The organism is Rathayibacter sp. AY1F3 (assembly GCF_002931975.1).
In the GTDB taxonomy this organism is placed as follows: domain Bacteria; phylum Actinomycetota; class Actinomycetes; order Actinomycetales; family Microbacteriaceae; genus Rathayibacter.
Map to the genome: position 1 here is coordinate 123,504 of NZ_PSVF01000007.1, position 6,000 is coordinate 129,503.

Below are 6,000 nucleotides of genomic sequence, written 5' to 3' on the forward strand. Positions count from 1 at the left end.
GCGTCGAGGCACCCGATCGGCGCGGCTTGGCGCGCCTGCACGGGCACCCCGTCGCGACCCCGCGCACCGCACCGCAGCAGCCCTGACGATCCCCACCCGAGGAGTCCCCTTGACCCTGTCGCCCCTCCGCTCCCTCCCGGCCTTCGACCGCCGCAGCCTCCTCCGCCTGGCGGGTGTCGCCGGCCTCGCGATCGGCGGCGCCTCCGTCCTCGCCTCCTGCGCCTCCGACTCCTCCGGCGCGTCCGCCGCGGACGGCGGCGACCTCGGCACCCTCAAGGTCCAGCTCTCCTGGATCAAGAACGAGGAGTTCGCGGGCGAGTTCTTCGCCGACTCGAAGGGCTACTTCACCGAGGCCGGCCTGGCGGGAGTGACGCTCACCCCCGGCCCCTCGACGGGCGTGGCCGAGCTCCTCTCGGGCAGCGCGGACGTCGCGCTCAGCGACGCCGTCTCGATCGGCACCGCGATCGCCCAGCAGGAGGCCCCGCTCAAGATCATCGGCGCGACCTACCAGAAGAACCCCTTCACGGTCCTCTCGATCAAGACCGCCGGGAACATCGCCACTCCGGCCGACCTCGCCGGGAAGAAGATCGGCGTCCAGGCCTCGAACACCTCCCTGTTCCAGGCGCTGCTCGCCGCGAACGGCCTCTCCGAGTCCGACCTCACGGTCGTCCCCGTCGAGTACGACCCCTCCGTCCTCGTCAACGGCACCGTCGACGGCTTCATCGCCTACCTGACGAACGAGGCCATCACGGTCGCGGCCGAGGGCTACGAGGTCGTCAACCTGCCCTTCGCCGACAACGGCCTCCCCTTCGTCGCCGAGACCTTCTCGGTGTCGGAGCAGGCGATCGCCGAGAAGCGCGACGCGCTGAAGGCGTTCCTCGTCGCCGAGATCAAGGGCTGGACCGACGCGGTCAACGACCCGGAGGCGGGCGCGATGCTCGCCGTCGAGAACTACGGCAAGGACCTCGGCCTCAACGAGGAGTCCTCCAAGAAGGGCGCCACCATCCAGGCCGAGGAGCTGGTCGTCTCGGACGAGACGGTCTCGAACGGCCTCTTCACCATCTCCGAGACGCTGCAGTCCGAGACCATCGCGTCCCTCGCGGGCGCCGGGATCGACGTCACGGCCGAGGACCTCTTCGATCTGACCCTCCTCGACGAGGTCTACGAGGCGAACCCCGAGCTGCTGAAGTACGCGGCCTGATCCTGATCCACGAAGGGCACCACTCGTGACCGACACGACCGACGCCGGCACCCTGCGCGACCAGGGTGCCGGCGGCACCGGCATCCAGATCCACGGCCTGTCGAAGACGTTCCGGATGGGCTCGCGCAGCGTCGCGGCGCTGCAGGACACCGATCTCCACACCGACCAGGGCAGCTTCCTCGCCCTGCTCGGCCCGTCGGGGTGCGGCAAGTCGACCATCCTGCGCATCCTCGCGGGGCTGGAGGAGCCGACGTCCGGCTCCATCCGGGTCGACGGCCGCACTCCCCAGGAGCTGCGCCGCGACAACAAGCTCGGGATCGCCTTCCAGGACCACGCGCTCCTGCCGTGGCGCAGCGTCATGGCGAACATCCGCCTGCCGTTCGAGATCGCGGGCAAGAGCGTCGACCAGTCCTACATCGACGAGCTGATCGACCTCGTCGGCCTCCGCGGCTTCGAGAAGGCCAAGCCGGCCCAGCTCTCGGGCGGCATGCGCCAGCGCGTGTCGATCGCGCGGTGCCTGATCCTCAAGCCCGAGGTCCTGCTGCTCGACGAGCCGTTCGGCGCCCTCGACGACATGACGCGGCAGAAGCTCAACCTCGAGCTGCTGCGGATCTGGACGGAGAAGCCCGCCACGACGCTCCTCGTCACGCACGGCATCTCGGAGGCGATCTTCCTCTCGGACCGCGTCGCGGTGATGAGCCCGCGCCCGGGACGGGTGAAGGAGATCATCGACATCGACCTGCCCCGCCCGCGCACCCCCGAGATGCAGCGCACCCCTGAGTTCCACGCCTACGTCGACCAGGCCTCCGAGCTGCTGTTCGGCGACGGCGGCGCGGCCGCGGACGACCGCGTCTAGGAGGCATCGTGGCCACTACGCTCCCCGCGGCCCCGCGCCGCGCCCTGTCCCTGCCTCCGTGGCTCACCGGGCTGATCGGCGTCGCCGCGATCGTCGCCGTCTGGTGGATCGTGGCGCTCGTCACCGCGCCCACCGGCGCCGCGACCTACGCGCCCGTCCCCACTCCCGTGCAGGTCGTGCAGACCGCGATGGAGGACGGCGCCGGCTTCTACTGGCGCAACTTCTCCGTCACGATCGGCGAGGCGGCCGTCGGCTACTTCTGGGGCAACCTCCTCGCGCTGGTGCTCTCGGCGCTCGTGCTGGTCCTGCCCTGGCTGGAGGGGGTCGTCTCGCAGCTCGCGGTCATCACCTACTGCGTGCCGATCGTCGCCATCGGAGCGATCGTGCTGCTGATCCTCGGTGGTGCGGACGCTCCCGGGAAGGCGAGCGCGACGGCGATCTTCCTGGCCGGCCTCTCGGTGTTCTTCACCACGGTCGTCGGCAGCCTGCTCGGGCTGAAGGCGGCCGACAAGGCGGCGCTCGACGTCGTCACGGTCTACGGGGGCTCGCGGTTCACCCAGCTGCGCAAGGTGCGACTGATCGCGGCGCTGCCCAACATCCTGTCGGCGCTGCAGATCGCGGTGCCCGCGGCCTTCCTCGGCGCGATCCTCGGCGAGTACTTCGGCAAGATCGAGACGGGCGTGGGCCCGATCCTGGTCGCGGCGCAGGTCTCGCTGAACTCGCCCCGCGTCTGGGCGCTCTTCCTCCTCTGCGCGGGCGTCGCGCTCCTCGGCTACGGCATCGTCGGACTGATCGGGCGCCTCATCGCGCCCTGGTCCTCCGGAAAGCGGGCATGACCATGACGACCACCGTCCCCGACCGCACGGAGCAGTCCACGGCCACGTCGATCCTCGCGGTCGACGAGCTGCGGCGCCAGCTGCGCACGGCCGCCCTCGGCGCGACTCTCAAGAGCCTGCGCAAGAGCCTGCTCGTCGCCCTGTCGACGATCGTGATCGTGCTGGCGATCTGGATCGGCGTGGTCCTCTTCAGCGGGGTCTCGCCCTACGTGGTCAAGGGCCCGTGGGACGTCTGGCAGCACCTGGTGACCGATGCGAAGGCCGCGGAGCACCGCGCCGAGCTGGGCGGCCTCTTCGCCGTGACCATGGGCGACGCGCTGATCGGCTTCGCGGCCGGCCTGGTCGTGGCGATCCTCGGCGCGATCCTGTTCCGCCTGTCGAAGGGCATCGAGCACGCGCTGATGCCGTTCGCGATGCTGCTGCGCTCGGTGCCGCTGATCGCGATGGCGCCGCTGATCATCCTGGTCTTCGGGACCGGCTCGATCGCCTCGGTCGCGGTCATCGGCGGGATCGTCGTCCTGTTCCCCGCGCTGGTGACGATCGCCTTCGGCCTCAACAACGCCTCCCCGCAGATGCTCGACGTGGTCGCGGTCTACGGCGGCAGCACTCTCACCGCGATCCGCAAGGTGGCCATCCCCGGCTCGCTGCCCTCGCTCTTCGCCGCGATCCGCATCTCGGTGCCCGGAGCGATCACGGGCGCGCTGCTCGCCGAGTGGCTCTCCACCGGTGCGGGCATCGGCGGGGCGATCAACGCCTGGTCCGCCCAGGCCCGGTTCGCGGACGTCTGGTCGGCGGTCGTGCTCGTGACCGGCGTCTCGCTCGTGCTCTACATGCTCGTGCAGGTGCTCGAGACCTTCGTCCTCTCCCGGATGTCCCTCTCCCTCACGTGACCCCGTCGCTTTCCCCCTTCCGCGGGACGCCACTCGAGTGCGGCTCGCCCGGTGGGTCGCATACCCGGGTGGCGTCTCGCGGGAAGGGGAGGGCAGGGGGAGCGGAGCGACGGGGCCCGGTCAGACGGTGACGATCGCGTCGACGCGGTGGCCGGCCAGCACCTCGCGGCCGCCGAGCCCGTCGAGCTCCATGACCACCGCGATCCCCTCGAGGCTCCACCCTGCGCGCTCGATCAGGCGGCGGCTCGCGTCGAGCGTGCCCCCGGTCGCCAGCACGTCGTCGACCAGCAGCAGCCGCGAGCCGCGGGGCGCCGCGTCCTCGTGCACCTCCAGCATCGTCTCGCCGTACTCGAGGGTCGCCTGCTCGCGCAGCACGGCCCGCGGGAGCTTGCCGGGCTTGCGGACGGTGACGACGCCGAGACCGGCCGAGTAGGCGGCCGCTGCGGCGAGCAGGAAGCCGCGCGCCTCCACGCCCGCGATCGCGTCGATCCGGCCGCGGTAGGGCTCGATCAGCGCGTCGGCCACCGCCCGCAGGGCCTCGCCGTCGCCGAAGACCGGCGTGAGGTCGCGGAACAGGATGCCCGGGCTCGGGAAGTCCGGGACGACGGCGGTGAGACGGTCGACGTGGTCGGCGGCGGTCGTGGTCACGGGGAACCTCCGGGTCGGCGGGTGCGCCCGGGCCGTCCGGCGATCGGGCCCTGGGAGTCTACGACCGGCCGCGGTCTCCTGCGCTTCGGAGGCGGTCAGTAGACTCCTTCCCGACCGCTCCCGTCTCCGGGAGCCCACCCGTCAAGAGGAGATAGTTGTGGCCCTTATCGAGGCAGTCGTCGCCCGAGAAATTCTGGACTCCCGTGGCAACCCCACGGTCGAGGTCGAGGTCCTGCTCGAGGACGGCGCGTCCTCGCGAGCGGCCGTCCCGTCCGGCGCCTCCACGGGCGCGTTCGAGGCGTACGAGCTCCGCGACGGCGACTCCGACCGCTACCTCGGCAAGGGCGTGCAGAAGGCCGTCGACGCCGTCATCGACGAGATCGGCCCGGCCATCGAGGGCTTCGACGCCACCGACCAGCGCCTCGTCGACGCCGAGCTGATCGAGCTCGACGGCACCGAGAACAAGTCCCGCCTGGGCGCGAACGCGATCCTCGGCGTCAGCCTCGCCGTAGCCAAGGCCGCCGCGCAGTCGTCGGACCTCGACCTGTTCCGCTACGTCGGCGGCCCGAACGCGCACACCCTGCCCGTGCCGCTGATGAACATCATCAACGGAGGCGCGCACGCCGACACCGGCGTCGACATCCAGGAGTTCATGGCCGTCCCGCTGGGCGCCGAGTCCTTCTCCGAGGGCCTGCGCTGGGGCGTCGAGATCTACCACGCGCTCAAGGCGCAGCTGAAGAAGGCCGGCTTCGCCACCGGCCTCGGCGACGAGGGCGGCTTCGCCCCCGACCTGCCCACCAACCGCGAGGCGCTCGACTTCATCCTCAAGGCCGTCGAGGCCGCCGGCTTCACCCCCGGCAAGGACATCGGGCTCGCGCTCGACGTCGCCTCCTCGGAGTTCTACGAGGACGGCGCCTACACGTTCGAGGGCAAGAAGCTCTCGGCCGAGGAGCTCTCCTCCTACTACGCCGACCTCGTCGCCAACTACCCGCTGGTCTCGATCGAGGACCCGCTGGACGAAGACGACTGGGCCGGCTGGACCCACCTCACCGCGGCCATCGGCGACAAGGTGCAGCTCGTCGGAGACGACCTGTACGTCACCAACCCGGTGCGCCTCGCCCGCGGCATCGCCGAGAAGGCCGGCAACTCGATCCTGGTCAAGGTGAACCAGATCGGCACGCTCACCGAGACGCTCGACGCCGTGGCCCTCGCCCAGCGCAACGGCATGACCGCGATCCTCTCGCACCGCTCCGGCGAGACCGAGGACACCACCATCGCCGACCTCGCGGTCGCGGTGGACGGCGGCCAGATCAAGACCGGCGCCCCGGCCCGCTCGGACCGCGTCGCGAAGTACAACCAGCTGCTGCGCATCGAGGAGATCCTGGGAGGTGCGGCGACCTACGCGGGTCGCTCCGCCTTCCCGCGCTTCTCCGCGTAGTCTCGGCACGCCGGACCGGCCCCGGAGCCCAGCACCTCGGTGCGGGCGCCGGGGCCGCTCCACTTCCCCCGCCGCGATCGAGGAGGCACCCGCCCATGGCCCGTCCGCCCCGCCGCCCCTCCGCTCCCGGG

At 71.3% G+C, this 6,000-nt stretch carries 6 protein-coding genes; 5 read left to right on the forward strand and 1 reads right to left on the reverse strand.

The features are described from left to right. The first annotated feature begins 109 nt into the window (after positions 1-109). From C5C39_RS06580 to C5C39_RS06595, 4 genes are all read left to right on the forward strand, one after another. Positions 110-1,201 (forward strand): ABC transporter substrate-binding protein, encoded by a 1,092-nt coding sequence (locus C5C39_RS06580; RefSeq protein WP_258075789.1) that lies wholly within the window; start codon positions 110-112, stop codon positions 1,199-1,201. A 115-nt stretch (positions 1,202-1,316) separates the two neighbouring features. Beyond that, positions 1,317-2,057 carry an ABC transporter ATP-binding protein gene (locus C5C39_RS06585; protein ID WP_104222373.1) on the forward strand — a complete coding sequence of 247 codons (741 nt, stop codon included), beginning with the start codon at positions 1,317-1,319 and terminating at the stop codon, positions 2,055-2,057. 8 nt (positions 2,058-2,065) lie between these two features. Further along, complete coding sequence (locus C5C39_RS06590; protein WP_244229606.1) at positions 2,066-2,893, forward strand: ABC transporter permease; 828 nt, start codon at positions 2,066-2,068, stop codon at positions 2,891-2,893. Beyond that, positions 2,890-3,783 (forward strand): ABC transporter permease, encoded by an 894-nt coding sequence (locus C5C39_RS06595; RefSeq protein ID WP_104222359.1) that lies wholly within the window; start codon positions 2,890-2,892, stop codon positions 3,781-3,783. Before C5C39_RS06590 ends, C5C39_RS06595 begins: the two co-directional genes overlap by 4 nt. Positions 3,784-3,903: 120 nt before the next feature. Here the strand turns inward: C5C39_RS06595 and C5C39_RS06600 are convergent, their stop codons facing one another. Next, positions 3,904-4,431: an adenine phosphoribosyltransferase gene (locus tag C5C39_RS06600; RefSeq protein WP_104274327.1), complete on the reverse strand. Its 528-nt coding sequence runs from the start codon at positions 4,429-4,431 to the stop codon at positions 3,904-3,906. Between the two features lie 157 nt (positions 4,432-4,588). Between C5C39_RS06600 and eno the strand changes: the two genes are divergently transcribed. Next, the gene (gene eno, locus C5C39_RS06605) at positions 4,589-5,869 is read left to right on the forward strand and encodes a phosphopyruvate hydratase (protein WP_104222361.1); all 1,281 of its coding nucleotides are present in this window, start codon (positions 4,589-4,591) and stop codon (positions 5,867-5,869) included. The last annotated feature ends 131 nt before the right edge of the window (positions 5,870-6,000 follow it).

Excerpts from the sequence above, each read along its gene's own strand:
- C5C39_RS06585 (WP_104222373.1), top strand. The coding sequence starts at position 1,317 with ATGGGCTCGCGCAGCGTCGCGGCGCTGCAGGACACCGATCTCCACACC.
- C5C39_RS06595 (WP_104222359.1), top strand. The coding sequence starts at position 2,890 with ATGACCATGACGACCACCGTCCCCGACCGCACGGAGCAGTCCACGGCC.